This is a genomic window from Methylobacterium sp. (genome assembly GCF_019750675.1).
GTDB lineage: Bacteria > Pseudomonadota > Alphaproteobacteria > Rhizobiales > Beijerinckiaceae > Methylobacterium.
The window spans coordinates 1-23355 of the sequence record NZ_JAIEOF010000128.1 but is presented as its reverse complement, the minus strand read 5'-3'; the positions used below and the strand labels follow the sequence as shown (position 1 = coordinate 23355).

At 70.6% G+C, this 23355-nt stretch carries 26 protein-coding genes and 1 riboswitch; of the genes, 12 read left to right on the top strand and 14 right to left on the bottom strand.

Features of this window, described 5'->3' with window-relative positions; genetic code table 11:
* Nucleotides 1–5: 5 nt before the first annotated feature.
* Both K2X24_RS06835 and K2X24_RS06830 read left to right on the top strand, forming a co-directional pair.
* Complete coding sequence (locus K2X24_RS06835; RefSeq protein ID WP_292496054.1) at nt 6–1439, top strand: DNA polymerase Y family protein; 1434 nt, start codon at nt 6–8, stop codon at nt 1437–1439.
* 156 nt (nt 1440–1595) lie between these two features.
* Nucleotides 1596–2111: a hypothetical protein gene (locus tag K2X24_RS06830; protein ID WP_292496052.1), complete on the top strand. Its 516-nt coding sequence runs from the start codon at nt 1596–1598 to the stop codon at nt 2109–2111.
* A gap of 22 nt (nt 2112–2133) precedes the next feature.
* Here K2X24_RS06830 and thiC read toward each other — a convergent pair whose 3' ends face one another.
* Entirely contained in the window at nt 2134–4026 is a 1893-nt protein-coding gene (gene thiC, locus K2X24_RS06825) for a phosphomethylpyrimidine synthase ThiC (RefSeq protein ID WP_292496050.1), read from the bottom strand.
* Nucleotides 4027–4104: 78 nt separating this feature from the next.
* Nucleotides 4105–4213, bottom strand: a riboswitch (TPP riboswitch).
* 149 nt (nt 4214–4362) lie between these two features.
* Here thiC and K2X24_RS06820 point away from each other — a divergent pair.
* On the top strand, nt 4363–5103 hold the full coding sequence (locus K2X24_RS06820) for a BA14K family protein (RefSeq protein WP_292496047.1): 741 nt from the start codon (nt 4363–4365) through the stop codon (nt 5101–5103).
* Nucleotides 5104–5214: 111 nt separating this feature from the next.
* Here K2X24_RS06820 and K2X24_RS06815 read toward each other — a convergent pair whose 3' ends face one another.
* From K2X24_RS06815 to K2X24_RS06805, 3 genes are all read right to left on the bottom strand, one after another.
* Nucleotides 5215–5469, bottom strand: a complete 255-nt coding sequence (locus tag K2X24_RS06815) for a hypothetical protein (protein ID WP_292496045.1) — start codon at nt 5467–5469, stop codon at nt 5215–5217.
* 131 nt (nt 5470–5600) lie between these two features.
* Complete coding sequence (locus K2X24_RS06810; RefSeq protein ID WP_292496043.1) at nt 5601–5747, bottom strand: hypothetical protein; 147 nt, start codon at nt 5745–5747, stop codon at nt 5601–5603.
* A gap of 237 nt (nt 5748–5984) precedes the next feature.
* Nucleotides 5985–6737, bottom strand: coding sequence for a site-2 protease family protein (locus K2X24_RS06805; RefSeq protein ID WP_292496041.1), 753 nt, complete (start codon nt 6735–6737; stop codon nt 5985–5987).
* Nucleotides 6738–7053: 316 nt separating this feature from the next.
* Between K2X24_RS06805 and K2X24_RS06800 the strand changes: the two genes are divergently transcribed.
* The 3 genes from K2X24_RS06800 to K2X24_RS06790 all read left to right on the top strand — a co-directional run bounded on the left by K2X24_RS06800 (nt 7054) and on the right by K2X24_RS06790 (nt 9536).
* Entirely contained in the window at nt 7054–7902 is an 849-nt protein-coding gene (locus K2X24_RS06800; protein ID WP_292496038.1) for an alpha/beta hydrolase, read from the top strand.
* Between the two features lie 10 nt (nt 7903–7912).
* Complete coding sequence (locus K2X24_RS06795; RefSeq protein WP_292496036.1) at nt 7913–8287, top strand: restriction endonuclease; 375 nt, start codon at nt 7913–7915, stop codon at nt 8285–8287.
* 148 nt (nt 8288–8435) lie between these two features.
* The gene (locus tag K2X24_RS06790) at nt 8436–9536 is read left to right on the top strand and encodes an acyltransferase family protein (protein ID WP_292496033.1); all 1101 of its coding nucleotides are present in this window, start codon (nt 8436–8438) and stop codon (nt 9534–9536) included.
* Between the two features lie 3 nt (nt 9537–9539).
* On the opposite strand, the gene K2X24_RS06785 is transcribed toward K2X24_RS06790, so the two are convergent.
* A complete protein-coding gene (locus K2X24_RS06785) occupies nt 9540–10397 on the bottom strand; it encodes a type 1 glutamine amidotransferase (RefSeq protein ID WP_292496031.1) in 858 nt (285 codons plus the stop codon).
* 181 nt (nt 10398–10578) lie between these two features.
* On the opposite strand from K2X24_RS06785, the gene K2X24_RS06780 reads away from it, so the two are divergent.
* A complete protein-coding gene (locus K2X24_RS06780; protein WP_292496028.1) occupies nt 10579–10821 on the top strand; it encodes a hypothetical protein in 243 nt (80 codons plus the stop codon).
* Between the two features lie 50 nt (nt 10822–10871).
* Here K2X24_RS06780 and K2X24_RS06775 read toward each other — a convergent pair whose 3' ends face one another.
* Nucleotides 10872–11081, bottom strand: coding sequence for a hypothetical protein (locus K2X24_RS06775; protein WP_292496027.1), 210 nt, complete (start codon nt 11079–11081; stop codon nt 10872–10874).
* A gap of 179 nt (nt 11082–11260) precedes the next feature.
* Here K2X24_RS06775 and K2X24_RS06770 point away from each other — a divergent pair, with 179 nt between their 5' ends.
* The 3 genes from K2X24_RS06770 (at nt 11261) to K2X24_RS06760 (ending at nt 14627) form a co-directional block, all read left to right on the top strand.
* Nucleotides 11261–11590, top strand: coding sequence for a hypothetical protein (locus K2X24_RS06770; protein ID WP_292496024.1), 330 nt, complete (start codon nt 11261–11263; stop codon nt 11588–11590).
* Nucleotides 11591–11660: 70 nt separating this feature from the next.
* Nucleotides 11661–12110, top strand: a complete 450-nt coding sequence (locus K2X24_RS06765) for a GNAT family N-acetyltransferase (RefSeq protein WP_292496022.1) — start codon at nt 11661–11663, stop codon at nt 12108–12110.
* A gap of 312 nt (nt 12111–12422) precedes the next feature.
* Entirely contained in the window at nt 12423–14627 is a 2205-nt protein-coding gene (locus K2X24_RS06760; protein ID WP_292496019.1) for a transglycosylase domain-containing protein, read from the top strand.
* Nucleotides 14628–14663: 36 nt separating this feature from the next.
* On the opposite strand, the gene K2X24_RS06755 is transcribed toward K2X24_RS06760, so the two are convergent.
* Both K2X24_RS06755 and K2X24_RS06750 read right to left on the bottom strand, forming a co-directional pair.
* Nucleotides 14664–15926 carry a porin gene (locus tag K2X24_RS06755; RefSeq protein WP_292496015.1) on the bottom strand — a complete coding sequence of 421 codons (1263 nt, stop codon included), beginning with the start codon at nt 15924–15926 and terminating at the stop codon, nt 14664–14666.
* An 84-nt stretch (nt 15927–16010) separates the two neighbouring features.
* Complete coding sequence (locus K2X24_RS06750) at nt 16011–16850, bottom strand: aldo/keto reductase (protein ID WP_292496013.1); 840 nt, start codon at nt 16848–16850, stop codon at nt 16011–16013.
* Between the two features lie 273 nt (nt 16851–17123).
* Here K2X24_RS06750 and K2X24_RS06745 point away from each other — a divergent pair, with 273 nt between their 5' ends.
* Nucleotides 17124–18191 (top strand): adenylate/guanylate cyclase domain-containing protein, encoded by a 1068-nt coding sequence (locus K2X24_RS06745; RefSeq protein ID WP_292496011.1) that lies wholly within the window; start codon nt 17124–17126, stop codon nt 18189–18191.
* On the top strand, nt 18188–18670 hold the full coding sequence (locus K2X24_RS06740; protein ID WP_292496009.1) for a YaiI/YqxD family protein: 483 nt from the start codon (nt 18188–18190) through the stop codon (nt 18668–18670). The genes K2X24_RS06745 and K2X24_RS06740 overlap by 4 nt, the downstream gene beginning before the upstream one ends.
* 50 nt (nt 18671–18720) lie before the next feature.
* Here K2X24_RS06740 and K2X24_RS06735 read toward each other — a convergent pair whose 3' ends face one another.
* The 6 genes from K2X24_RS06735 to K2X24_RS06710 all read right to left on the bottom strand — a co-directional run.
* On the bottom strand, nt 18721–18978 hold the full coding sequence (locus K2X24_RS06735; RefSeq protein WP_292496007.1) for a BrnA antitoxin family protein: 258 nt from the start codon (nt 18976–18978) through the stop codon (nt 18721–18723).
* 23 nt (nt 18979–19001) lie between these two features.
* Nucleotides 19002–19226, bottom strand: a complete 225-nt coding sequence (locus tag K2X24_RS06730) for a hypothetical protein (protein WP_055956977.1) — start codon at nt 19224–19226, stop codon at nt 19002–19004.
* A gap of 304 nt (nt 19227–19530) precedes the next feature.
* Nucleotides 19531–20460 carry a DMT family transporter gene (locus tag K2X24_RS06725; protein WP_292495993.1) on the bottom strand — a complete coding sequence of 310 codons (930 nt, stop codon included), beginning with the start codon at nt 20458–20460 and terminating at the stop codon, nt 19531–19533.
* Nucleotides 20461–20516: 56 nt separating this feature from the next.
* Nucleotides 20517–21785, bottom strand: a complete 1269-nt coding sequence (locus K2X24_RS06720; RefSeq protein ID WP_292495992.1) for an arsenic transporter — start codon at nt 21783–21785, stop codon at nt 20517–20519.
* 50 nt (nt 21786–21835) lie between these two features.
* Nucleotides 21836–22951, bottom strand: a complete 1116-nt coding sequence (locus tag K2X24_RS06715; protein WP_292495989.1) for a metallophosphoesterase — start codon at nt 22949–22951, stop codon at nt 21836–21838.
* 5 nt (nt 22952–22956) lie between these two features.
* The coding region (locus tag K2X24_RS06710; protein WP_292495987.1) for an MFS transporter at nt 22957–23355 on the bottom strand (399 nt) is incomplete at its 5' end.

Genomic DNA, 23355 nt, shown 5'->3' with positions numbered 1-23355 from the left:
GGCCGATGGTCGTGGCCGCGATGGAGGCCAGCGGCCTGCGCCTGATCGCGGTGGACGCGCAGGCGCGGGCGCTGGGCCTCGAACCCGGCGAGACCCTGGCCCGGGCCCGCGCCCGGATCGGCACGCCCGTCTCCGTCCATCCCGCCGACCCGGAGGCCGACGCCGCCGCCCTGCACCGGCTCTGCCTCTGGGCCAAGCGCTATACCCCGGTCGTCGCGCCCTACGGCCGGGCGGAGGGCCACGACGGGTTGTTCCTGGACATCGCGGGGGCGAGCCACCTGTTCGGCGGCGAGGCGCAGCTCCTGGCGGATCTCGCCCGGCGACTGTCCGAGGGCGCGATTCCGGCGCGGATCGCCCTCGCCGACACCCCCGCCTGCGCCTTCGCCCTGGCCCGGCATGGCGGGGGTGGCCTCGTTGCGCCCGGAGGCAACGCGGAGGCCCTATGGACCCTGCCGGTCTCGGCCCTGCGCCTCGATCCGGCCATGGCGCAGGCCCTGGCCCGCCTCGGCCTGCGCCGGATCGGCGACCTTGCCGCCGCACCTCGTGCGCCCCTGGCCCGGCGCTTCGGCGAGACCCTGCTGCTGCGGCTCGATCATGCCCTCGGTCACCGGCCGGAACCCCTCGTCTGCACGGAGGACCCGCGCGAATTCGAGGCCGCGCGCGGCTTCCTCGAACCGATCGGGCGGCCGGAGACCATCGTCGCCACGGCCACGCACCTGATGGCGGGACTGGCGCCCCGGCTTGAGGCGGCCGGACTCGGGGCCCGCGCGGTGCGGCTGTCCCTGACCCGCGTCGACGGGGTGGTACGCACCCTCGACCTCGGGATGAGTTTGCCGACCCGCTGCCCGGCCCAGATCGAGCGCCTGCTGACCCTGCGCCTCGACCGCCTCGGCCCGGCCCTCGACGCCGGCTTCGGCTTCGAGACGATCGGCCTCACGGTCACCGCCACCGGCACGATCGGCGCGCGTCAGGGCATGCTGGTGGAGGCGCCCGATGGCACGGGGGCCGAGCACCTGGGCGACGCCCTGCGCCAGCGCCTCGGGCGGCGGATGATGCGGCTCGGCTTTCGCGCGAGCCACCTGCCCGAGCGCGCCGGACGCGCGGAACCCTGGCGCGCGAGCCTGCCCGTGCAGGCGGGCCGGCCGCGCCTGCAACCGCGACCATTGGTGCTGCTCGGCCGGGGCGAGGCCGCCGAGGACGTCATCGCCCTCGCCCCCGACGGGCCGCCGCACCGCTTCCGCTGGCGCCGGCGCCTGCACCGCGTCGCCCATGCGGACGGGCCCGAGCGCATCGCCGACGAGTGGTGGCAGGCGCCGGGTCCGGCGCGGGACTACTACGTGGTGGAGGACGAGGCCGGCCGCCGCCTCTGGGTCTATCGCGAGGGGTTACCCACGCGGGAAGCGCCCGCACGCTGGTTCGTGCACGGGCTGTTCGCGTGAAAAGACGGAGACAGAATGCGCATGGGCGATGCCGCACCATTCAACCTATGATAGCATTTCGCATGATCGGGTAAGTTCCCCCGAGGACGGCATTCGAAGCCAACCGGGATGATCCTAACCGGACAGGGGCGAAGGGGGGCTCGGTCGAGCGCGGTGATGATGCTGGGGATCGCCTTCGCGTCGACCTCGGACGCCGCTTCGGACGGTCGCGACCGTGCCGCCTTCATCGAAGCCCATCGCCGTGCCGTGGTCACGCAACTGAACAGCATTCACCTGCGCGGCCCGCGCTCCACGTCCCGGGATCGGTTCCTTGCCGTGAGTGTCGTCCGAGCGGACCAGCGCTACGTGCAGTACATCTTCTTCGATGGCGATACGAAGATGTACTGCGAAGCCTCGTCGGGCGCCTATGCGCAGGCCCCGGACGCGACGGATCACCTCCTATCCGCGTCCTCGAAGGCGGCCCTCCATCGACTGGGCTTCGTGCAGACCAGTCCGAAACAAAACTACGAGCGAGAGATTTCCCTGGGCACGCCGCCCGATTTCGATGCCGTGGCCGATCTCATGATTGGCGCGCTCCACGATGCCTATGAGGCGCGCGAGACCACGCCACTGAACTTCCGCGCACCGCGGGCGATTCTCACCCGCAACGCCTGTCCCGGGCCGGTCAGCTGAAGCCGGCCCGGGACGCGACCTTCTACTCCGCCGCGTCGACGTAGAGCTTGCCGCCCTCGGCCTGGAACTCGGCGGATTTCGCCGCCATGCCGGCCTCGCGCTCGGCCTGGCTCATCGGCGTCGCCTCGCCCAGCACCTGTCCGGCCGCCTCCATCGCCAGCACTTCGGCGCGCAGGTCCTGCGTGATCTTCATCGAGCAGAACTTCGGCCCGCACATCGAGCAGAAATGCGCGACCTTGTGGGCGTCCTTCGGCAGGGTCTCGTCGTGGTAGGCGCGGGCCGTGTCGGGGTCGAGGGAGAGGTTGAACTGGTCCTCCCAGCGGAAGTCGAACCGGGCGCGGCTGAGTGCGTCGTCGCGCAGCTGCGCGGCCGGGTGGCCCTTGGCGAGGTCGGCGGCATGCGCCGCGATCTTGTAGGTGATCACGCCTTCCTTGACGTCGTCGCGGTTGGGCAGGCCGAGATGCTCCTTCGGGGTGACGTAGCAGAGCATCGCGCAGCCGAACCAGCCGATCATCGCGGCGCCGATGCCGGAGGTGATGTGGTCGTAGCCGGGGGCGATGTCGGTGGTCAGCGGGCCGAGGGTGTAGAACGGCGCCTCGCCGCACTCCACGAGCTGCTTTTCCATGTTCACCTTGATCTTGTGCATCGGCACGTGGCCGGGGCCCTCGATCATGGTCTGGCAGCCCTTGTCCCAGGCGATCTTGGTGAGTTCGCCCAGCGTCTCGAGTTCGGCGAACTGCGCCGCGTCGTTGGCGTCCGCGATGGAGCCGGGGCGCAGGCCGTCACCGAGGGAGAACGAGACGTCGTAGGCCCGCATGATGTCGCAGATCTCGTCGAAGCGCTCGTAGAGGAACGATTCGCGGTGCCCGGCGAGGCACCAGCGCGCCATGATCGAGCCGCCGCGCGAGACGATGCCGGTGACGCGCCGCGCGGTGAGCGGCACGTGGGCGAGGCGCACCCCGGCGTGGATGGTGAAGTAGTCGATGCCCTGCTCGGCCTGCTCGATGAGGGTGTCCTTGAAGACCTCCCAGTCGAGCTTGAGCGGATCGCCGCCGACCTTCTCCAGGGCCTGGTAGATCGGCACCGTGCCGATCGGGACCGGCGAGTTGCGCACGATCCACGAGCGGATGTTGTGAATGTTACGGCCGGTCGAGAGGTCCATCACCGTGTCGGCGCCCCACCGGGTCGCCCAGACCAGCTTCTCGACTTCCTCGGCGGCCGAGGAGGTGACGGCGGAATTTCCGATGTTGGCGTTGATCTTCACGAGGAAGTTGCGGCCGATCGCCATCGGCTCCACCTCGGGGTGGTTGATGTTGGCCGGGATGATCGCCCGGCCACGGGCCACCTCGTCGCGCACGAACTCGGGCGTGATGAAGGCCGGCAGGGCGGCGCCGAAGCTGTTGCCGTCGGCGAGCGCGGCCTCGGCACCCTCGAGCATCGTCTGGCGAGCGAGGTTCTCCCGGTTGGCGACGTAGATCATCTCCTCGGTGATGATTCCGGCGCGGGCGAACTCGTACTGCGTCACCATCTGGCCGGGGCCGGCCTTGCGGATCTCGCGGGTGGCCGGACACGGGGCCACGAGCTTGTCTTCCGGCACGAAGCCGTTGTCCTCGGGCTTGACGGCGCGCGGGGTCACCGTGGCGTAGCCACGCCGGGCGATCCAGGGCTCGCGCACCAGCGGCAGGCCGGCATGGAGGTCGATCTTGGCATCCGTCTCCGTGTAGGGACCCGACGGATCGTAGACCCGCACCGGGGCCTCCTTCGGATCGCTGAGGGTGATCTCGCGGAACGGCACCCGGATGTCGTCGTGTCCGGCGACCGCCGCGTAGACCTTGCGCGAGCCCATGATCGGGCCGGTTGTCACCGCATGCGGCTGGCCCTGCGGCAGATCCTTGGGCAAAACGGGTGCATTCATCGGGTTCGCTCCTGGCGTTGGAGACGATCCGACTCATAGGCGGTGGAGGTGGATGGGATGACGCTCGAGGATATGCGTCGTCTTTGAGATTCCCGTCCCTCCGCCGGTACGAACCGGATCAGGTTCAAGGGTCAGGGCGACGCGCCCAATCTCAGCTCCCGCACTCGGAGCCCCCCTCGGAATGGTTCCAGGTTCGAGGTCGGCGGCCGTTTTGTCAATCACCGCTCCGGCAAACCGACGCAGAACAGGGTGAGAAACGAACTTTATCGTCAGCCCGGGCGTTCGGTTACCAGAAGTCCGGTCCTCGGGATCGGCACACGAACGACAGGTTCTCCCATGAAGCGCATAGTCCTGGCCTCGGCCGCTCTGGTCGGCGCACTCTCGATGATTCCCGCGTCCGCCGATGCCCGTCCGGGCGGCGGTGGTGGCTTCCGTGGCGGTGGCGGCGGATTCCATGGTGGCGGCATGGGCGGCGGCGGGTTCCGCGGCGGAAATTTCGGTGGCGGCGGCTTCCGCGGAGGCATGGCCCAGGGCGGCTTCCGGGGCGGCAATGTCGGGGGTAACTTCGGTGGCGGTGGCTTCCGCGGCGGCCTCGCCCAGGGCGGGTTCAATCGTGGCGGCTTCAACCGGGGCATCATCGGCAATGCCGGCGCCGGCACCGGTCTGGTGGCGGCCAACGGCTACCGGGGCGGCGGCGCAGGCTTCGTCCGCGGTGGATACGACCGGGGCGGCTTCAACCGCGCGGGTTACGGCGGACGGGGCTACGGATACCGTCGTGGCTACGGCGGACTGGGGCTCGGCATCGGCCTCGGCCTGGCGGGTGCCGGCATCGGCTATGGTCTCGGCAGCACGTATTACGGCGACGATTACTACGGCGGTGGCTACGCGCCTGCCTATTATGGCGGTGGCTACGGAGCGTATGGCGGTGGTTATGCACCGGCCGGCTACGCCACCGAGACCGTCGAGATCGCGCCGGGAGGCGACGACGTCGCATACTGCGTCCAGCGCTTCCGGTCCTACGACCGCCGCACCGGGACCTACCTGGGCAATGACGGCCTGCGCCACGCCTGCCCGTAACGCCTGACACCCGAACGCAGTCCGAAAGGCTCCGCCCGCTCCGCGCAGGCGGGGCCTTTCCCGTTCGGCGTGCGGACGTGCGCCTCTACGAGGCCCCGTCTCGCGCCTGCGTCAGGAGCCCTGGAAGCTCTCGGCGAAATCATCCGGCACCTCGCCGAAGCTGGCCAGGATGGTGGCGCTCTCCAACTCGCCGGTCTCGTCGTCGGCCACGACCTTGATCGCCGCCGTCCCGGGAAAACGCGCGGCCATGGCTTCGGCCTTCTTGAGGGCGCCGCTCTCCGTCACCGCGACCTCACGGTCGCCGGGCGTGAGCCGCTTGCGCTTGAGCACGAAGGTCTGGACCAGGAAGGTCGTCTTGAGGGCCATGAACGGGTCTCCGCCGGCTTCCGCGCCGATAATGGCTCCCGAGTCCGGACACGGAGCGCACCTAGCACGAAAGTCCCCGCCGGCGGACAGGGTGCCCGAAGGTCGCGGCACCCGGGGAACCCGAACTGCGCTCACGCCGAAGGCGTGTCGGGCGGATTCAGGCGCAGCACGAGCCGATCGCCGTCCCAGAGCTCCACCGCGCGTCCATCCATGAGTGCGTGGGCCCGCGCGATGGCATCCGCCTCCTCGCAGGCGGACAGAACCTTGGTACGGAGCACGCGTCCGGCCGTATCCAGAAGAAGAACACGGTATGGCTTCGGTGGCATCGCGTCCGTCATGATGAAACAACTCACCTCTTCTTTCATGGCGTCCACGACCGGCCGGACCCGACCTTCAAAGACCTGAACGCATCACAGGAAATACGCCGATACCGCACGAAACGCCCGCGCCTCGTACACGTATCCGTGATCTTGCATTCTTACTTTCGCAAACCTCAGGTTGTGAACAGCGTACGGCTACCAGAGCCGAATGAGCCGATACCCGGTGATCACGTCCGACAGATCGATGCCGAGGCCGGCGGTCAGGCGCAGGCTGGCGCGCAGCAGAGGACGGGAAAACGCACTCGAGAGCAGGAACAATCCGAGCAGGACGGGCGCGGCGTGCCGGGCCATCCGGTCGGTCCACGACCAGTCGCCGGGCAGCCAGGGCCTCAGGATGCCGTAGCCGTCGAGGCCGGGGATCGGCATCAGCCCGAGGACGAGGGCGGTCCCCTGGAACAGCACCGAGACCGCGAGCACGGCCCGCAGAACCTCCGAACCCGGGGTGGCGAGGGTGTAGAGCATGACGAGTGCCAGGAGGAAGCCGAGGCTCGCCGCGGGACCGGCCGCCGCGACGGCCGACCGTCGCCCCCTGCTCAGGCTCTCGCCCCCGGGCGAGGCCCCGCCCGGAAAGCCCAGGCCCGCCAGGATCGTGAAGACCACGGGCAGCAGCATCGTCGCCACGGGATCGGGCGCCCGCAGGGGATCGAGCGTGAGGGCCCCGGCCGCGGACAGGCCGCACCGCACCTCCGCGAGGGCGTGGCCGAACGCATGCAGGCACAGCCCGAGAACCCATCCGGCGATCACGAAAGCAAAGGCCGCACCCGACCCCTCCAGAGCCTCGGCCCCGATCCCGAACCCGAGGCCGCTGAAGATCAGCGTGATCAGCAGGATGTTGATGCTCAGGACAGGCCTGCCCGCGCCGCTCCCTTCGTCCCGGATCGTCGTCATGCGCGGCGGAGCGGCGCGTCGCCGTGGCCGCCGGCACGCCGCGGGTCTCCCTCTCCCGACGAAGCGGGCGAGCGAACGGCGCGCATGGAAACTCCGCACCGGCCATGCGGGGCGAGGCGCGGGCAAAGATCGGGACGCAGGGCTCTCACGCGACGCAACATCGCTGGTGACACGCCAAAGTCCAGTCCCTAGCTTGTCACGGATAGCCGGCACCCCGGCCACGAGCCTCGAACCTCGGCGAGCCCGGACCCGGGACGGGTCCGCGCATGGCCGGACCGGTCGGGATCTCCGACCGCCGACACACACGTTCGGATGCATGCGCCTTCTCGTCTCGATCCTGATCACGGCGCCGCTCGCGGTCCTCGCCGGCGCGACCCTCCTCCTGGCCCTTTTTCAGCGGCACCTGATCTATCCGGGTGCCTTCCGAAACGAGGCCGCCCCGACCCCTCGGGCGGCGCCCGCCGGCACGCAGGCGATCCATGTGGAGACCGTCGATGGCGAGCGCCTCCTCGGCTACTGGCGTCCGCCCGCGCCGGGCCACGCCGTCGTCCTCAGTTTCCACGGGAACCGCTCGCAGCCCGAGCCGGCGGCGGCGCGCTTCTCGGCCGACCCCTGGCGCGCTCAGGGCTGGGGCGTTCTGTCCATCGCGTACCGGGGCTATCCGGGCTCGACCGGATCCCCGAGCGAGGCCGGCCTGATCGCCGACGCGGACGCGGCCTACCGGGCCGTCTCGGCCCGTGCCCCGGGGGCGCCGGTGCTGCTGCACGGCCATTCCCTCGGAGCCGCCGTGACGGTGGCGACGGGCGTGAGCGTGCCCCATCTCGGCCTCTACCTGGAGGCGCCCTTCGATTCCCTGGCGGCTGTGGCCGCCTCCCGCTTTCCCTACCTGCCGACCGGCCTGCTCCTGCGCGACACCTTCCGCTCCGACGAACGGATCACCGCGACCGCCGGCCCGGTCCTCATCGTGCACGGCAGGCGGGACGGGGTAGTTCCCCTCGCCCATGCCCGACACTTGGCCGAACGGGCGGGAGACCGCGCCCGGCTGACCATCCTGGACGGTGACCACGTCTCGATCCTGGGCGCATGGGACCGGGAGGCGGAGGCGTTGTTCCCGCCGGGGAGTGCCCCTGCCCGAGCCGGGGCCCTCGCGGCGGATGCGCCTTAGGGGAACCGAAATGGGACGACGAGACCGCCTCTGGCGCGACGACGATCCGACGACCCACGGGCCCGCGGCGAAACCTCCGGTCATCTGCCCGCTCTGCGAGCGCCCGATCCCACCGCGCGCCAAGTCCAGCCTGCATCACCTCGTCCCGAAGCTGAAGGGCGGTGCGCGGGCCGGCACGGTGCGTCTGCACCAAATCTGCCACTCGGCCATCCATGCCCGCTTCAGCGAGGCCGAGATCGCCCGGCGCCTCGCCGACGTCGAATCCTTGCGCGCCGAACCCGAGATGTCGCGGTTCCTGGCCTGGGTCCGAACGAAGCCCGACGACTTCCACGCCGCGACACGGATGAGCCGGGAGCGCAGGGGCCCGAAGCGCGATCCGGTCTGAGGATGCGGCGATGGCCCAGCCGATGTCCCCGATTTCAGGGCATGGCCTTTACCCGTTCTTCGGCATGATCCGCACCGATCACGCCCCCGTATCCGCTCCTTAAGACTTCCCGCCGGAGGGTCACCGACGATGTGAAGGGAGCGCGACCGTGTCGGCATTGGAAGTGGGGGCGATCGGGCGAGCCGGCGCGGACGAGGCGAACCGCCTCGCCTGGGTCGACGTCGCCAAGGGGCTCTGCATCGTCCTGGTGGTGATGATGCACGCGACCTTGAGCACCGGCGTGACCCTCGGGGGCGAGGGTTTCCTCCACACCGTTGTGACTTTCGCCAAACCGTTTCGGATGCCGGACTTCTTCCTCTTGTCGGGCCTGTTCCTCGGGCGGGTGATCGACCGCGACTGGCGCCTCTTCCTCGACCGTCGCCTCGTGCACTTCGCGTATTTCTACGTGCTCTGGGTGCTGATCCAGTCGGTGGTGAAGTACGGCCAGATCGTCGACGGGGCCGGGCCGATGGCCTTCCTCAGCCACCTGGCGATGGCGGTGGTCGAGCCCTACTCGACCCTGTGGTTCATCTATGTCCTGGCGGTGTTCTCGGTCTGCACCAAGCTGCTCCGCCGGGTGCCGGCGCCGCTGCTCCTCGGCTTGGCGATCCTCTTGGAAAGCATACCGGTCCACAGCGGCAGCAACCTGGTGGACGAGTTCTGCGCCCGCTACGTCTGGTTCCTGCTGGGCTACCTCTGCGCCGAGCGCATCTTCACGTTCGCCGACTGGGTGCGGCGCAATGCCGGCGCGGCCCTGACCGGCCTCGCCCTCTGGGCGGTCGTCAACGCCGTGATGGCCTTCACGCAGACGCATCTTTCCTTCGCGCCGACCCTCGCCCAGCTGCCCGGCCTGAGCCTCCTTCTGGGTGGCGCCGGGGCCCTGGCGATCATCACGGTCGGCGCCCTGCTGACCCGGGCCGGCGGACCCGTCACGGACTTCCTGCGCACCTGCGGCCAGCGCTCGATCGTGATCTACCTCGCCTTCTTCCTGCCGATGGCGTTCACCCGGACGCTCATCGCCAAGACAGAAGCGATCACCGACATTGGCGTCGCGAGCCTCGCCGTCACGGTGGTGGCGGTTCTGGTGCCCCTGGCTCTGGAACGGCTGGTCCGGAACACCCGGTTCGACTTCCTGTTCGAGCGTCCGCGCGCCTTCCACATCGTGAGCGCGCGGCCGAGACCGGCCACCGGCGTCCTGCGCACGGCCTGAGGTTCAGGCCGCGGCCTCGACCCGCGGGCGCACGAGGTGTTCGAGGAAGTTGCCGATCTCGGCCCGCCGCCGGACCGGCTCCAGGAGATCCGGCCCGAGCCGGTGGCGCGCGACGAGTGCGGGATGCGCCTCCGGCGCGACGTGAATCGCGCAGAGGTCGGCGGCATAGGCCTCCACCGCCGCGCGGTCGGGCAAGGCGCCCGCCTCGACCACGTCCTCGGCGCTCAGGCGCAGCATGGCGGCCAGCGCGTCGAGGTCCAGTTCCGGGTGGTACTGCGTGCCCCAGAACACCCCCGGCCCGTGCACGATCTCGATGGCCTGGACCGACAGGAGACCGTTGCCCGCCAGCACCGTGGCCTGGGGCGGCGGCGCGACGACGGCGTCGAGATGCATCGCGGGCGCGTCGAAGCGCCGGTCCCGGCCCGTGAGGAGCGGATGAGTCCGACCGGCCTCGGTGAGCACGAGATCCCGCGAGAACCCGTATTCCGGCCCCTTCGGATTGGGCCCCGCCTCGCCGCCGGCCACCACGGCCGCCACCTGAACCCCCCAGCACGAGCCGAAGACGGGCAACCCGGATTCGAGGGCGTGCCGCATGAGGTCGATCTGGCGCCGCACGGCGTCGCCCCCGTCGCGGACGTGCAGGGTCGAGCCCGTGACGACGAGCCCGTCGTAATCGGAGAACGCCGTCCCCGAGGGCAAGGCCTCGTCCGCATCCGCGGGATTGATCAGCGTGCAGACGGTGCCCGGCGCGAGTTGGCGCAGGATCGCCGCGTAGGCCTCCGCCGATGTGACGCCCGTGCCCGCGACGTGACTGGCCCGACCCTCACGGTCGTTCCCGTCCGCGACGAGGAGATGCAACATGATTCTGGGTCCCGGCCGGGTGTCGGCGAAAGGGACGGGGAACGATCCGTGCTCCCCCTCGTTCCAGCCGAGGTGCAGGCCCGATCGCCGCATCCGGACGACACCCGGACACCTCACCCGGAGACGCGAAATGGATACGCGACGTCTCGCTCGACCCGCCATCGGCTCATCCCGAGTGCGGATGCAGTTGGTTTGCGCCCTCGGGATCGGGATCGCTCCCCTGCCGGCTTTTGCCCAGTACATGGCCCTGACCGTGCCGCCGAGGCCGGACACACCGAGCGCCATCAGCCCTGAACCTCGCAAGCCCGTTCCACCCGCCGCGCGCTCCGCCGACCGTGCCTTCGACGGGCACCTGCCCAACCAGCGCACCGGCGTCGGCCGGCAGCGGGTGGTCCGCGACATCTGCATCGGCTGCGATCGTTAGCTCCCGAGAGCCGTCACGTCGGAGGGTTTCGGAATCCAAAGAGAAGGCCGTCAGCCTTCCTCCCTGGCACCCCGGGTGATGGCCTCGACCATGCCCTGCGACAGGCGCACGAACTGTCCGGTGCCGTGGCCGCGCGTATCGAGAAGTTCGGCGAAGATGGGCTTTGCCGGCTCGTAGGCCAGAGTCGCGCGGGGCCGGGTCCTGCGGCGCTTCTCGCGCAGACGGTCGGCGAGAGCGTCGGGGACGAACGGATCACGCAAGCTCGGTAAGCTCCTGAGACGGCGGTCCGGGTCCCGGCCCGGCGGGTCCGCCCCGGCTTAGGGCCCGGTCGGTTGCCGGGAGCTTAAAGGACAGCCGACGCGGGGAGCGGCGCCGGGCTCCGCGGAACCACTCCGGTACGGGCTCAGTTTGCTCCGCAGGAACCCAAGGAGAAAACTCGATGTCTGACAGTGTGTTGGCGTCCGTGACCGTCCCGTCTCTCAGGGCCGCCCGTGCGGCACGGGATCGCCTGTCGCGGGCCGGCTTCGCGCGCAACAGCGTCGAGATCGATCGCCTGGACGACGACGCCTTCGCCGTCTCCATCGCGACCCGGCCGGAGAATCACGATCGCGCCGAGCGCATCCTCACCGGCTCGCCCCTGGGCAACGACCTGCGCGAGGCGGGCCAGGCCGCCGCGCGTCACTTGCAGGACAATCGCTCCCTGGCGCTCGGCCTGGCGGCGCTCGCGGGTTTCGCCCTGTTCGGCCTGATGCGGCGGAACTCGAACTGACTTACCCATAACCCTCGCCCATGACCCTCACTCCGCCGGACAGCCCTGGCGGAGCCGATCGGAGTGACGTGTGGCAAGCCGTTACGGGCTGGAAATCCGGGCGGCGACCGTTGGCGACGCGGCCGGCATCGCCGATCTCCTGCGTGCCTGTGGCCACCCCGTCGCTGCCGACGCCCTGGCCGAGCGGATCGAAGCCCTTCGGCATGGCCCGGGCGCGATCCTCGTCGCCGTCGAGTGGGGACCGCCGAGCGGTCTCGTCGTCCTGCACTGGTATCCGTCTCTCGCCGCCAACCTGCCGACGGCGCAGGTCACCACCCTGCTCGTCGCGCCCGACGCACGGCGGCGCGGCATCGGCCGGTTGCTTCTGAAAGCAGCGTCGCAGGCGGCACGCTCGGCCGGATGCGGCGACCTTCAGCTGATCACCGGCCCCGGACAGACGGATCTCCAGGCCTTCGGTGCAGCCACCGGATTCCTCGATCGGGGCGTCGTGTCGGTCAGGCCCCTGCGCAAGAAGGGCTGAGCCGGTTCGGCGCACCGGACCGCTCCTGGATCGGCGCGTACAGAGGTCCCTCCCCTCGCCGGCCGCCGGAGTGCCGAAGGCCGCCCGCTCCGAGCGGATCGGCCCGACGCGCATAGGGCCGTTCTCGCGCGTCGGACGTGATCGGCAGCCCCCCTGAACATCCGATGCACCGGGCGCCAAGGCCACCAAATTTCCCCTGATTTTTCAATGCGTTGAAAAATTGCCCGGTTAACACCCCTTAAACCCGCCGCATTTACCGTGCGCAAGCAGGGTCGCTCGAATCACGAACGAACCTGGGGGCAGACGGGACGCATGGCGAAGGGACGCGCAGGCGGAGGCAGGGGGGAGCCGAACTTCGACGTGCCCGAGGGGCGCGCCGGGGACCCGGCCGACCTCGATCTGCGGCTGTCGCGCGCCGATCGCGCGGGGGGCGGCGTGGCACGAGGCGAGTCAGGTTCGAAGGGCGGACGCGGCGGGAAGGGCCGCGCATCCGCCGCACCGCCAGCGCGGGCGCTGCGCAAGGCGCCGCGCCGGGCGCGCCGCTCGATCCTCGGACGCCTCGTCTACGGTGTGTTCGTCCTCGGCCTCTGGGGCGTGATCGGCGTCGCCGGGCTCGTGGCCTACCACGCCTCGCAGTTGCCGCCGATCGACCAGCTCGCCGTGCCCAAGCGGCCGCCCAACATCGCGATCCTGGCGAGCGACGGCTCGCTCCTGGCCAATCGCGGCGAGACCGGCGGCCGGGTCGTCAGCATCAAGGAGCTGCCGCCCTACCTGCCGCGCGCTTTCGTGGCGATCGAGGACCGGCGCTTCTACAGCCACCTCGGCGTCGATCCCGTCGGCATCGCCCGGGCGGTCGCCCAGAACATCACCCGCCGGGGCGTGTCGCAAGGCGGCTCGACCCTGACCCAGCAGCTTGCCAAGAACCTGTTCCTCACCCCGGAGCGCTCGGCATCGCGAAAGATCCAGGAAGCGATCCTGGCCCTGTGGCTGGAGCACAAGTACAGCAAGGACGAGATCCTCGAACTCTACCTGAACCGCGTCTACTTCGGGGCCGGCGCCTACGGCGTCGAGGCCGCCGCCCAGCGCTACTTCGGCAAGCCGGCGAAATCCGTGACCCTGGCGGAGGCCGCGATGCTCGGCGGCCTCGTGCAGGCGCCCTCGCGCCTGGCGCCGAACCGCAACCTGCCCGCCGCCCAGGCCCGCGCCGCTCAGGTGCTCGCCGCCATGGAGGAGTTGGGCTTCGCCAAGCCCGCCGATGCGAAGCTCGCCCTGGCGACCCCGGCCCGGCCCGCCAGCGCGCGCGGCGGCGGCTCGGCCAACTACGTCGCCGACCTCGTGATGGACGTCCTCGACGACTTCCTGCCCAAGTTCGAGAGCGACATCGTCATCAACACCACCGTCGATACCGGCCTCCAGGCCGCCGGCGAGAAGGCGCTGGTGGACGAGCTGAACCAGAAGGGCGGCCGCTACAACGTCGCCCAGGGCGCCCTCGTCTCCATGAAGCCGGACGGCGCCATCCGTGCCCTCGTCGGCGGTCGCGACTACGCCCAGAGTCAGTTCAACCGCGCCACCACCGCCAAGCGTCAGCCCGGCTCGTCGTTCAAGCCCTTCGTCTACCTCGCGGCGGTCGAACACGGCCTGACCCCGGACACGGTGCGGGACGACGCGCCGATCAGCATCAAGGGCTGGAACCCGGAGAACTACTCGCGCGACTATCGCGGGCCGGTGACGCTGCGCGACGCGCTGGCGCTCTCGCTGAACACCGTGGCGGTGCGCCTCGGCCAGGAGGTCGGGCCCAAGTCCGTGGTCCAGACGGCCCAGCGCCTCGGGATTTCCTCCCCGCTCCAGGCCAACGGCTCGATCGCGCTCGGCACCTCGGAGGTGACGCCGCTGGAGATGGTCGGCGCCTACGCGGCCTTCGCCAATGGCGGAACGGGGGTGATCCCCTACGTCATCGCGAGCGTGAAGAGCGCCGACGGCAAGGTTCTGTACAAGCGCAAGGAAGGCGGGCTCGGCCGGGTCATCGACCCCAACGCGGTCTCGATGATGAACGCGATGATGCACGAGACCTTCGTCACCGGCACCGCCAAGAAGGCCGAGGTGCCGGGCTGGGACCTCGCCGGCAAGACCGGCACCAGCCAGGACTTTCGCGATGCCTGGTTCATCGCCTACTCCGCCACCCTGGTGACCGGCGTCTGGCTCGGCAACGACGACGGCGAGCCGACGAAGAAGGTCTCGGGCGGCAACCTGCCGGGCGAGATCTGGAAGGCCTACATGACCGTGGCGCTGAAGGGCCAGAGCCCCGCGATGCTCCCCGGGGCCAAGAACTGGCGCAACCGCGCCCCCGCCGAACCCGCCGTGACCAACAGCACGCCGGGCGGCCTCATCGGCGCGCTCCTCGGCGAACCGCAGGCCGCAGCGCCCGCGCCCCGCGCCGCCCGGCACGCCGATGCGAGCCGTGGTCCGAGCCAGGACGACCGCAACTTCCTGGAGAAGCTGTTCGGAGTCGGCGAGTAGCGATCCGGCCGCCCGTTCCCCGGCCGGGCCATCGCGTCACCAGTACAGCTGGAAGCGCCCGATGAAGGCGTCGGCGTCGATGGCGCGGCCGCCCTGCACCGCCGAGGGGCTGGTATGGGAGCGGACGTAGTCGGCCACGATGCGGATGTTGCGATCGGGATACCAGTTCAGTCCCACCGTGACGTCGCGCTCGATGCCGCCACGGATGCCGGCGTCGTCGAGGTCGATGGCGCTGAAGCGGGTGCCGAGTTCGAACACGCCGATCCCGCCCCGGGAGACCCGGTCGCCCTCCGCCACCTGTACGCCGGAGAAGGTCGCGTAGGTGGCACCGTAATCGGGGGCGAGCTTGTAGGCCCGGCCCTTGCCGTTGAGGACGACGCTGGCCTGGACGTAGCCACCCTGGAAACTCACCGGGCGGGCGCCGCCGGTGCGCTCCACCCCGGTGCGGATATACTCGGCCTGGACCAGGAACGGCCCGTCGCGATAGGCCGCCTCCAGACCGATCCGGCCGACGCTCGACGCGTCGCGGATATCGCCGGTATCGACGAAGTTGCGCTGGTACAGGAACGCCTCGGAGCGACTCGACAGGGACAGCCCCTGCCCGTCACGGGGTAGATCGCGAAAACTTCCCGCGAGGCCGAGATGCAGGACGCGGTCGTCCTCGTGGAGGAGCGCGTAGGTGGCGCGCGCCGTGGCGGCCACGCCCTCGCTGCCCACCCCGGTGTTGGCGTTGCCGCCGAAGACGCTGGCGACCATGGTCCAGTCCTTCCCGTGGCGGCCCAGCGCGAAGCCGAGATTGCGGGCCGGCGCGAACGCATCGGCCAGCGAGCGCTCGGTGAACAGCGTGGTGTTGTCGCCAGTCAATTGGTCGAGGCTGAAGGGCTCCTTCATGTTGCCCACCGTCAGCAGGGTGTTCTCGAAGCCCGTATACGCCGCGGCCGCATCGTTGATCGGCCGCATCGGGTCGGCGAAATCGTACTGGAAGGCGAGCTCCAGGCTCTTGCCGAGGGTGAGATAGCTCTCGATCCAGGCCCGGCGCACCGCGAAGTTCTCGGGGAACGGCTCCGGGAAGCCGGCCTGCCGAATGGCCGCCGCCCCGTAATCGAGTTGCAGCTTGCCGCCGATGCGCAGCTTGGCGACATCGGGAAAGGCCAGGGTGATGCCCTTCTCGTCGATCGTCAGGGTCTCGCCATTGGGCTGTGCCGGATTGCGCCTGTCGGGCTTGGCTTCCTCGGCCAGGGCCGGCGCCCCGGCGAGGCAGCACAGGCCGAGACATGCCGGACCCAGCCATCGCGCCATCGTTCGCATTCCTCTCGCGGGGTCCGGCGCGGATCGTCCGGGCCCGGTCATTCCCGGCCATTGGCCACAACTTCGCGCGGTCCGCTACAGCATCGGCAGACTCCGTGGGCGTGGACCGCGCGGGAAGGCGGCATCGAGGGCGGCGCGATCCTCCGCCGTCAGGGTGATCGCTCCGGCCGCCGCGTTCTCGCGGGCCCGCTCCGGCCGCGCCGTCTTCGGGATGGTGAAGGTGTCCTCGTCCCGTGTCAGGAAGGCGACCGCGATACCGCGTGGCGTCGTGCCGTGTGCCTCCGCGAGGCGGGCGAGCACCCGGCCCCCGGCGCTTCCGGCCTCGGGAAAGTCGCCGCTGCCGAAGGGCGAGTAGCCGACCAGGGCGACGCCGTTGCGCCGGCACCAGGGCAGGACCGCGTGTTCGATGGCGCGCTCCTGCAGGTGGTAGAGGACCTGGTTGCAGGCGATCTGACCCGGGCCGGCGATCGCCAGGGCCTCGTCCAGATCGGCGACGTCGAAGTTGCTCACCCCCCAGGACAGGATCTTGCCCTGGCGCTTCAGGGCATCGAACCCCGCGATGGTGTCCTCCAGCGGATAGCGGCCCGGCCAGTGCAGCAGGTAGGCGTCGAGGTGGTCGGTGCCGAGGCGCTTGAGCGAGCGCTCGCAGGCGGCGACCACGCCTGCCCGGCTGGCATTGCCCGGCACCACCTTCGAGACCAGGAACACCTCCGCGCGCCGGCCCGCGATGGCCTCGCCCACCACCGGCTCGGCCTCGCCGTACATCTCGGCGGTGTCGATATGTGTCATGCCGGCATCGAGCCCCGCGCGCAGCGTCGCGACGGCGGTGGCGCGGTCCGCCTGATCGAGGTGCCAGGTGCCCTGCCCGATGACGGGCACCGCCCGGTCCGCCGCACCGAAAGTCCTGCTCCGCATCGGCCTCGTCCTCGCATGATGGTGATCCACCCTGCCAACGCGCGGCGGCCACACCGGTCCCCGATCCGGCTGCCTGCGTCACCTTGGCCTTACTCGCGCCATCATGCGACGATGATCAGGACGGGGTTCGAAGCTCGGTGCGCCAAGGGGCTGCGCCGCCTCCGGACCCATCCCCGAAGGGGCTCATCCGTTGCGCAGCGCTGCTCCCTCCCCCATCCCCGCCGGATCGCCGCCGCCGGCCCCCGCCGGGGCGCCGCACGGGGGACGCCGCTGATGCTGCCGCAGCACCGCTGGTTCTGGCTCCTCATCCTCATCGCCTGCGGCGGGGCCGGCCTCCTCTACAACGTGCTGTTCGCCGGTGGCGCGACGCCCCTCGCGGGCCTGACCTACGGTCTCGCGGTGGGGGGGACGACCCTCGCCTTCGACCGCGGCATGATCCTCGGCGGGCTGCAGGCGCGGATGCGCCGGATGCCGGCGAAGTTCTACGTACCGGCGGCCGAGTTCGCCTACGTGCTGATGATCGCCGCCGGCATCGCCTTGGGGGGCCTGCTGGTCTGGGCCTTCGGCCTCACCGACGACGACCTCAGCCACGCCGTGCGGATCACCCCGCGGGTGCTGGCCTATTGTCTCGCCGTCTCGGCGATGCTGGTCTTCGTCATCCGCATGCGCGACCTCATCGGCGGCGAGGTCTTCGTGAACTTCCTCGTCGGTCGCTACCACCAGCCCGTGCGCGAGGAGCGGATCTTCCTGTTCCTCGACGTCGTCGGCTCGACCGCCTTCGCCGAGACCCACGGCGATCTCAAGGCCCAGGCCTATCTCGGCGCGGTCTTCGCGGCGCTCGCCGAGCCGGTCCGGCGCAACGCCGGCTCCATCGACGACTATATCGGCGACATGGCGATGATCACCTGGCCGATGGCCCGCGGCCTGAAGGACGCGCGCTGCGTCGCCTGCGTGTTCGACGTGATGGACCGGCTGGAGGCGGAATCCGAGGCCTGGACGGCACGGTTCGGCACCGTGCCGCGCCTGCGCGCCGCCCTGCACGGCGGCTCCATCGTCACGGCGGAAGTCGGCGTCGACCGGCACAAGATCGCGTATTTCGGGGATGCGGTGAACGTGACCGCGCGCATCGAATCCCTGTGCCGGCCGCTCGGGGCCGAGATCCTCGTGTCCGACGATTTGCTGGCCCGAATCGCACGCCTGCCCGCCGGCATCCGTGCCCGCCCCCTCGGCGCGCATGCGCTGCGCGGGCGCGGGCAGCCCCTCAGCGTCTCGACCCTGGAGCGGGTCGGAGCGGAGGCGATGGTATCCAGCGCCCCCCCGCACGCGGTCGCCGCGCAATGAGCGGGGACGAGACGCCCCGGACCATCGTCGTCTATGTCGACGCGGATGCCTGCCCGGTGAAGGACGAGACCTACCGCGTCGCCGGCCGCTACGGGCTCCACGTGTGTGTGGTGGCCAACAGCTTCATGGCCCTGCCGCGCGAGCCTTGGATCGAGCGGGTGGTGGTGAGCGACGGATTCGATGCCGCCGACGACTGGATCGCCGCGCGGGCGCGACCCGGCGCCATCGTGGTCACGTCCGACGTGCCTCTGGCCAGCCGATGCGTGAAGGCGGGCGCGGAGGTGCTCGCGCCCACCGGCAAGCCGTTCAGCGAGAGTGGGATCGGGATGGCGCTCGCGACCCGCAACCTGATGCAGGATCTGCGCGAGGCCGGCGCGATCACCGGTGGGCCGAAGCCGTTCTCGGCCCGCGACCGCTCCGCGTTCCTCGGGGCCCTCGACCGCACCGTCATGCGGCTGAAGCGGGGCGGGTTCGGCTAGTCATCGTCGACCGACCCGGTCGAGACGCGCGATGCGCCGTGCCGCTCGGCCTAGAGGCCGGCTGCGGCCTTGAGCGCCGCGTTGATGCGGTCCTGCCAGCCGGGCCCGTCCTTCTGGAAATGCTCGAGCACGGCGCGGTCGAGGCGCAGGCTCACCATCTCGCGGGCGCCGGGCACGGACGAGGCCGGGGAGACCGCAGAGGCCGAAACCGGCTTGGCGGTCTCGACGGGCTTGGTGGTGGCGGCCTTGAAGGCCGCCTCGGCGGCCTGTCGCGGGTCGCTCGGTCGACGGGAGCGATCGAATGCCATGGATTCTCCTCCGCCGGGCCGTCTCAGGACCGCTTGCGCTTGGGCGCCGGCGGCGGGGCGGCGGCCTTCGCCTCGGCGTCGGCGGCCTCCTTGGCGAGGCGCAGGGCCCGCAGCTTCACCGTCCGCTCGTCCACGGCCTTCACCGAGGCGAGGTGCTCGGCCATGGCCTGGGCGCCTTCCTTGGCCATCCGCTCGGCCCGCTCGGCACGCTCCTCGGATCGGGTCCGGGCGTCGGTCTCGTCGCTCATTGCATTCCTGTCCTTGAACCCTCCCGCACGCGCTCGGCGCGGCGTCGCAGATGCCCGTCGGCGCGGCCGCGTGGGCGGTCCGGGCGCCGGATTCCGGTGACCGATCAGGTCGTGACGCGCGCCGGACTCGGCCGGGAGACGGCAATCGGGCGGCACGAGAGGCTGTCCACACACCCTTGACGCGGATCGGCTCCGGGCGGGATCGTCGAAGGTTTAGCACGCCGGGCGCCGAAAAGGCCAACGTTTCCCGGCGGCTGCAACCGCTTGTCCTCAAGCTTCGCGTTTTCGAACGGGCAGGGACCGCTCAGAACACCGAGATGAGGACGATGCCGGCGACCATCAGGGCCGCACCGCCGAGGCGGGCGGGGCCGGCCTTGACCTGCTTCATGCCGACCCAGCCGAAATGGTCGAGGGCCACGGAGGTCAGGAGGTTGGCGGTGATGAGGAGCCCGTTGAAGGCGCCCGCGCCGACCTTGTCGACGAAGAGCAGGCCGCCGAACACCGCCACCGCTCCGGTGATGCCAGCCAGCGGCATCCACCAGCGCACCCCGGACACGTCCTGCCGCGTGGGCAGCGGCGTCGGCCGCACGAGGAACACCACCACGAACACGAACACGACGGGCAGGAACGACACCGTGGCGGCGAGCCAGGGGTTCACCAGGGCGCCGCGAAGCTGGGAATTCCAGACGACGCCGACGGCCTGGAGGATGCCCGCGACCACGATGAAGGGGTAGAGCAGCTTCGGGTTGAGGCCGTGCCCGCCGTCCTTGTCCCCACTCGTGTCGGCGGTGCTGCGGGCGATGAAGAACACGCCGATCGCCATCAGAAGCCCGCCGAGCCAGGGCATGAGCTTGAAGCCGCCGCCCTGGAGGCCGAAGAGGCCGAAGGAATCCATGGCGAGCGAGGCCAGGATGTTGGCCGTCAGCGTCAGGCCGTTGAAGGGGCCGGCCCCGACCTTGTCGATGAAGGCGAGCCCGCCGAACACCGCCACCGCGCCGGCCACGCCGCCGAGCGGCGCGTACCAGGGCATCTTGCCCAGGGTCTCCAGGGTGGGCAGCGGCGTCGGCATCACGAGAAACAGCGTGGCGAACACGAACACGATGGGCAGGAACGAGACCGAGGCGGCGAGCCAGGGGTTCACGAGCCGGCCGCGCAACTGCGCGTTCATCGAGTTGCCCAGCGCCTGCAGGACGCCCGCGACGAGGATGAAGGGATACAGCAGTGCGGCGTTCACGGGGGACCTTGCGCTGGGGACTTCGGGCGGGGAACTTCGGGCTGAGACGCGAGGGATCAGACGAGGAGGAGGCCGGCCAGCGAGAGCAGGAGGGCGGGCGGCATGACGAGGAGTCCGAGCTTCAGGAAGCGCCAGAAGCCGACGTCCTGGCCCTCGCGGCGGATCGCGGTCAGCCACAGGATGGTGGCGAGCGAACCCGTCACCGACAGGTTCGGGCCGATGTCGACGCCGATCAGCACGGCGCCCGCCACCTTGTCGGGCACGTGCGCGGTCTGGACCGCCGCACCCGCGATCAGGCCGGCCGGCAGGTTGTTGACGAGGTTGCACAGCACCGCGATCAGGGTGCCGGCGCCCCAGGCGGTCTCGACGGGCGAGGCGGCCGCCGCCTGCTTCAGCGCATCGGCGATCATTCGCAGCACGCCGGTCTTCTCCAGCGCTTCGACCAGCACGAACAGGCCGGCGACCAAGGGCAGAACGCTCCAGGAGACGTCCTTGGCGACCTCGACGAGGCCGCCGCGCTTCATCAGAAGGACGGCCGCCGTGGTGAGGCCGCCGGCCACGAAGGTGGGCAGGCCGAGGTCGAGCCCCAGGGCGGAGGCGCCGATGAGCACGCCGCCGGTGGCCACGATGCCGAGCCCGGCCACGAGCCCGGTCCGCGACAGGTGCACGGCCTCGACGTCGGTGGCGACCTGCTGGCTGCGCAGGACGGAATTCTGGGTCAGCCGCAGGGTCGCGTAGGTCGCGACGATGGCCAGTACGGAGGGGAGCGCGAACATCGCCAGCCACTGCGTGAGCGGCGGCATGTGCTCGGCGAAGACCACGAGGTTGGCCGGGTTCGAGATCGGCAGAACGAAGCTCGCCGCGTTGGCGATGAAGGCGCAGATGAGGAGGTAGGGCAGCGGGTTCTCGACCTTCGCGGCCTTGGTGGCGGCGTAGACCGCCGGGGTCAGCACCACCGCGCAGGCATCGTTGGAGAGGAAGACGGTCACCACCGTGCCGACGACGTAGATCAGGGTGAACAGGCGGGTGGGAGAGCCCTTGGCCGCCCGCACCGCGATGCTGGCGAGCCAGTCGAACAGCCCCTCCTTCCGCGCCACCTCGGACATCAGCATCATGCCGACGAGGAATAGATAGACGTCCGTGCCCTTGAGGACGCCCTCCCAGGCGGTCCCGGCCGGCATCAGACCGAAGACCACGAGGGCGACGGCGCCCAGCACGGCCCAGATCGCCTCCGGCCAGGAGAAGGGCCGGGTGATCACCCCCAGCGTGGCCACGGCGGCGATCGCCCATGTGACGAGGTTCGGGGTCAGCGTCAGCGCACCCATCGGGCTCGGAATCCTTGGTCGGAAAGAAAGTCGGGTAAGGCGGATGCGCCCTACCAGTGGCGCCCGTTGCGGTTCGGGCCGAGCTGGGTGCCGAGGATGCCCCGGTCCGGCCAGGCGCCGACGGAATCGGCGTCGCTGCCGAGGCCCTTGGAGTGGACGAGGGCGCCGACGTCGCCGGCCGGTTCGATCCGGTCCTCGCCGACGCCGCCCTCGGAATCCTGTGCCCGGACGGCGAGGCGCCGGCCGCCCGCCGGCCAGTCGACCGTGGCGCGGAAGCGGCGCTCGCCCTCGGCGCGCCGCATGGGGCGCCAGGGACCGCCATCGATGCTGAACTCGCAGACCGCGATCCGGCCGGCACCGAGCACCAGGGCGCGGATCTCGGTGGTGCTTGAGACGATGTGGTCCTCGGCATGGGCGAGGCGCCGGTCGGCCGGCGCGGTGATCACCACGAAGGGCCAGCCCTGCGCCAGCTCCTTGAAGCGCCAGCTCACCACGCCGCGATCGATCGCCGCGATGGCATAGCCGACCGGCCCCTCCTCGATCTGGCCCGTCGAGCGGGTCGCCGCGTAGATCGTCCGGCCGTCATTGGCGAGTTCGTTGTAATGGGTGTGCCCCATCTCGACGAGGCGGATGCGCGAGCGGTGCACGATCTCGGCGACGGTCGCGGCCTCGCCCTCCCCCTTCAGGTCGGCAGGGTAGCTGTGCATGAACAGGGCACAGTCGTGTCCCTCCGCATCGGCGGCGTCCACCTCCCGCCGGAGCCAGGCGATCTGCTCCGCTGCGAGGCGGAAATCCGGTCCGCCGGAGCCCGGCCCGCACATGTCGAGGAACAGGCAGCGGGTGCCCGACACCGTCACCCCATAGGGCAGGCGCGACGCGCCGAGGCCTGCATAGAAGGCGTCGAGGCTCCCGCCCTCCATGTCGTGGTCGCCGGTGATGACGTGGACCGGCCGGCGCAGGCGGTCGAGCCCGGCCCGGACCAGGGCGTACTGCTCCGGCGTGCCGTTTTCGGCGTTGTCGCCGGGTACGTAGACGAAATCGAGCCCGTCCACGGCGTTGATCTGGTCCACGATGGCGCGGAAATCGCGGGCGTTTTCGGCGTCCGCGGCGGTGAGATGGAGGTCGCCGATATGGGCGAAGGCGAGGATGTCGTCGGCCGCACTCATGGCGGTCAGGCCGCCGGCACGGGGACGGGCGTCAGGCCGCCATCATCGGCGCCGGAGCGGCTGGGCTCATAGCCCCGCGTCTCCGGCATCGCGAAGAAGTAGAGGGCGAAGCCCAGGGCGGCGATGGCCGCCAGGGCCAGGAAGGCGGTGGCGTAGCCCGCCGACACGATGATGAGGCCGGCGAGCGTCGCACTCAGTGCCGCGCCGAGGCTCTGGGCGGTCGCGACCGCGCCCTGCGAGACGTTGAAGCGGCCGGTCCCCCGGGTCAGGTCGGCGACGATGACGGGGAAGAGGGCGCCGTAGATGCCGGCGCCGATGCCGTCGAGGAGCTGGACGCCCACGAGGTAGAACGGGTTGTCCGACAGGGTGTAGAGGACGCCGCGAATCGCCAGCACGCCGAAGGC

Bases quoted from the DNA above. Each gene is read 5' to 3' on its own strand.
- K2X24_RS06715 (WP_292495989.1), bottom strand. From the start codon at position 22,951: ATGAGTGCGGCCGACGACATCCTCGCCTTCGCCCATATCGGCGACCTC.
- K2X24_RS06835 (WP_292496054.1), top strand. From the start codon at position 6: ATGGTCGTGGCCGCGATGGAGGCCAGCGGCCTGCGCCTGATCGCGGTG.
- K2X24_RS06745 (WP_292496011.1), top strand. From the start codon at position 17,124: ATGCTGCCGCAGCACCGCTGGTTCTGGCTCCTCATCCTCATCGCCTGC.
- K2X24_RS06770 (WP_292496024.1), top strand. From the start codon at position 11,261: ATGTCTGACAGTGTGTTGGCGTCCGTGACCGTCCCGTCTCTCAGGGCC.
- K2X24_RS06760 (WP_292496019.1), top strand. From the start codon at position 12,423: ATGGCGAAGGGACGCGCAGGCGGAGGCAGGGGGGAGCCGAACTTCGAC.
- K2X24_RS06750 (WP_292496013.1), bottom strand. From the start codon at position 16,850: ATGCGGAGCAGGACTTTCGGTGCGGCGGACCGGGCGGTGCCCGTCATC.
- K2X24_RS06720 (WP_292495992.1), bottom strand. From the start codon at position 21,785: ATGGGTGCGCTGACGCTGACCCCGAACCTCGTCACATGGGCGATCGCC.
- K2X24_RS06800 (WP_292496038.1), top strand. From the start codon at position 7,054: ATGCGCCTTCTCGTCTCGATCCTGATCACGGCGCCGCTCGCGGTCCTC.
- K2X24_RS06795 (WP_292496036.1), top strand. From the start codon at position 7,913: ATGGGACGACGAGACCGCCTCTGGCGCGACGACGATCCGACGACCCAC.
- K2X24_RS06805 (WP_292496041.1), bottom strand. From the start codon at position 6,737: ATGACGACGATCCGGGACGAAGGGAGCGGCGCGGGCAGGCCTGTCCTG.
- K2X24_RS06740 (WP_292496009.1), top strand. From the start codon at position 18,188: ATGAGCGGGGACGAGACGCCCCGGACCATCGTCGTCTATGTCGACGCG.
- K2X24_RS06780 (WP_292496028.1), top strand. From the start codon at position 10,579: ATGCAGTTGGTTTGCGCCCTCGGGATCGGGATCGCTCCCCTGCCGGCT.
- K2X24_RS06755 (WP_292496015.1), bottom strand. From the start codon at position 15,926: ATGGCGCGATGGCTGGGTCCGGCATGTCTCGGCCTGTGCTGCCTCGCC.
- K2X24_RS06815 (WP_292496045.1), bottom strand. From the start codon at position 5,469: ATGGCCCTCAAGACGACCTTCCTGGTCCAGACCTTCGTGCTCAAGCGC.
- K2X24_RS06730 (WP_055956977.1), bottom strand. From the start codon at position 19,226: ATGAGCGACGAGACCGACGCCCGGACCCGATCCGAGGAGCGTGCCGAG.
- K2X24_RS06735 (WP_292496007.1), bottom strand. From the start codon at position 18,978: ATGGCATTCGATCGCTCCCGTCGACCGAGCGACCCGCGACAGGCCGCC.
- K2X24_RS06820 (WP_292496047.1), top strand. From the start codon at position 4,363: ATGAAGCGCATAGTCCTGGCCTCGGCCGCTCTGGTCGGCGCACTCTCG.
- K2X24_RS06830 (WP_292496052.1), top strand. From the start codon at position 1,596: ATGATGCTGGGGATCGCCTTCGCGTCGACCTCGGACGCCGCTTCGGAC.
- thiC (WP_292496050.1), bottom strand. From the start codon at position 4,026: ATGAATGCACCCGTTTTGCCCAAGGATCTGCCGCAGGGCCAGCCGCAT.
- K2X24_RS06785 (WP_292496031.1), bottom strand. From the start codon at position 10,397: ATGTTGCATCTCCTCGTCGCGGACGGGAACGACCGTGAGGGTCGGGCC.